This is a genomic window from Devosia sp. (assembly GCF_034675085.1).
Taxonomy (GTDB): domain Bacteria; phylum Pseudomonadota; class Alphaproteobacteria; order Rhizobiales; family Devosiaceae; genus Devosia.
This window is the reverse complement of sequence record NZ_JAUCDN010000383.1, coordinates 1-2,874: the sequence shown is the minus strand read 5'-3', so window position 1 is coordinate 2,874 and position 2,874 is coordinate 1. Positions and strand designations below refer to the sequence as shown.

At 69.6% G+C, this 2,874-nt stretch carries 2 protein-coding genes; one reads left to right on the top strand and one right to left on the bottom strand.

The features are described 5' to 3' along the window. Positions 1 to 605 precede the first annotated feature (605 nt). Complete coding sequence (locus tag VDP82_RS16640; RefSeq protein WP_323015945.1) at positions 606 to 2,312, top strand: hypothetical protein; 1,707 nt, start codon at positions 606 to 608, stop codon at positions 2,310 to 2,312. A gap of 5 nt (positions 2,313 to 2,317) precedes the next feature. Here VDP82_RS16640 and VDP82_RS16635 read toward each other — a convergent pair. Then, positions 2,318 to 2,874 (bottom strand): glutamate ligase domain-containing protein (locus VDP82_RS16635; RefSeq protein WP_323015944.1); only part of this gene is annotated, 557 nt, incomplete at its 5' end.

Below are 2,874 nucleotides of genomic sequence, written 5' to 3'. Positions count from 1 at the left end.
GCCCATGCTTCTCCCCCCGTGCGGGCAACGACCGGGAGGCGTCGTGTCCGCGCCCGAACGCCGGGCCCCGAGGCGGGGCCGGCGCCCCCATTGCTGGGGATGGGTGGGCCGGAAGGATGCTTGGGAATGCGGAGCCGGCCCGAAGACCGTTTCGCAGCACCCTCCCGGGCCCGGGCATGCAACCTGTGGACGCAGGAGCCGCATGCCGATCGCGTCAGGGCGGGCCCTGAGAGCGTGAAACACCGTGGCGGTGGAAAAATGCCGGGCCATGCGCCACAGGCGGCCAGCCTTCCGAGGAAGGTTTTCCACATGCTTGCCCGAAAAATTCTCCCTGCGCCGCCGCCGCCGCAGGGAGCCGAAAACAATATATCCGCCCGGTCGTCCCGAAAGGGGGCGTGGGGGCGGTTACGCGCAGAAAACCAGAGGTCAGAGCGCTTTTGCCGGGGCCTTGGCGGCGCAAAGCGGCGCGGGGGAACGCGCACCATGGAGGCGTTGATGACCGAACACGCGCGCGGCAAAAAGGCTAGCGCAGGTAAAGTCCGTGTAACGGGCCTCTTGTGTTTTACATGTAAAGCGTCACAATCGGCGGGGTTTGGGAGGTTTCGTTGCCCGACGACGCTGCGCCACAACACCAGGCGGTTCTGGCCGCGCTGCAAAGGCTGCTGGCGTGGCCGGAAATTTCGCGCTCCCCCCAGCTTGGCCGGTTTCTCGACTATATCGTGCGCCAGACGCTGGCGGGCGATGGCCAGACGATCAAGGCCTATGCCATCGCCGTGGACGTGTTTGGCCGCCCCGCCGATTTCGACCCGCAGGCCGACCCGATCGTGCGGGTGCAGGCCCGGCGGCTGCGCGCCCTGCTCGATGAGTATTACAGCGGGCCGGGCGCGGATGAGCCGACCCGCATCCAGCTGCCGGTCGGACGCTATATTCCCGAATTTATTCTCGCCGACACCGATGTCGATGCCGCTCCTGCGACTGTGGCGGCGACATCTGCGGCTTCGCCCCGCCGGCGGCTGCCGCCAAGCTGGTTCGGGCTGGCGCTGGGGGCGCTGCTGCTGTCTCTGGGGGCCTATGCGCATAATGCCTGGGTCGGCCGCCAGGCGCCTGCCGCCGTCAGCGGGCCGGCGCGTCCCACGATCACGGTGGTGGAGTTCCAGGACCTGGCCGGCACCGCAAGGCTGCGCCCGCAGGTGGCGGGGCTGGCCATCGAACTGGTCACCGATCTCGAGCAATTCGGCAATATCGAGGTGCGCTACGGGCAGGGCGGGGCGGCAGCGGAGAGCGATTTTGTTCTCACCGGCATCGTGCGGCTCGATGAGCGCGTGGCCCAGTACAGCGCCATTCTCACCGAGAGCGAGGCGGGCAATGTGGTGTGGAACCACACCCTGGCCGTGCCCATGCAAGAGGCGGCGGGGCTCGATGTTCTGGATCGGGTGTCGCGGGTGTTCAGCCTCATGCTGGGCAGCCCGCGCGGCCCGCTACATGCTCCGGCGCGGCGGCTCCTGGCGGTGGATGGCGCGGCCGATGTCGCTCCCAGCCCCTATCTTTGCCGGGTGCTGTTCGACCTCTATCGGGAGAGCCGTGGCGCCGGCGCCGCCGGCCGGGCCGGCGGCTGCCTGGAGGCGCTGGGCGCGGCGGGGGCGGACAATGCCGTCGTCCAGGCGGCCATGGGCAGTTTGATCGCCGATGGTTTCGCGCCTGTGGCGGTAGAAGAGGGCGAGCCGGATGCGCGCCTGGCCGCCGCCGAGACTCACATCGGGGCGGCCGTCCATCTGGCCCCGGTCAGCGGTTTCGTCTGGGAGCAGCGGGCCCGGCTCTACGAGGCCGAGGGCGCGCGGCGGCAGGCGCGCGATGCCTATAGCTCGGCCATCCAGCTCAATCCGGCCAATGGCGACGGGCTGGCCGGGTTTGCGCTATTGCTGGCCCTGGGGGGCGAATTGGCCGAGGCCGAGGCGCCGGCGCGGCAGGCGCTGGAGGAATCGGATAGTCCGCCCGGCTGGTATCATGGCGTGCCGGCCCTGATCGCGCTGCGCGACGGCGATTTCGCCGCTGCAGGGGCGCATGCCGAGATTTATGCGCGGGCTGATCGGGAATTGGGGCCGATCCTGGCCATTCTGGCCGGGCAGGGAGCGGGCGACAGCGCCATGGTCAGCCGCTATCTGCCGCAGGTGCTCGACGTTCCCGCCTTTCGCGCCAAGGGCGTCGTGCCGCGCCTGGGCGAGCGGATCGGGGATCTGGTGCTGATCGAAACCATCCGCACGGCGCTGACCCGCGCCGGCATGCCGCCAGCGGCGCTGGTGCAGGCGTTCTGAGCCGGTCAGGAAAACAGCGCTTCGGCCAGGGCGATGAAGCGGCTGCCGCGCTCCTCGAAATTCTTGAACTGATTGTAGGAGGGCGCGCCGGGCGAGAGGATCAGCGCGTCGAAGCTGCCGCGCCTTTCTAGCAGCGCCTGCATCGCCGTTTCGAGGTCGGGCGCCTCCAGAACCGCGATGGCGGGCGCCGCCTCGCGCGTTGCTGCGGCCAGCCGCGCCCCCGTCACTGGCAGGCAGACCAGCAGGGTAACGCCGAAACCGGCGAGCAGCCCCGCCAGTTCGGTATAATCCTGTTGCCGCTCATGGCCGCCGGCGATGAGGGCGATGCGCTTGCCGGCATAGGCGGCCAGCGCCGCCTTGGTGGCTTCGGGGGTGGTCGAGATGGAATCGTCGACAAAGAGAGTGCCGCCGAAGCTGTGCTCCTCCAGCCGGTGGGGGAGGGGCGCGAAGGCGGCGATGCCCGCCAGGACGCCGTCCAGCGTCGCCCCGGCCGCCAACGCGATGCGCGCGGCCAGCCGGGCGTTGTCGGCATTATGCTCGCCCTTGAGGCGCGAGGTGGAAA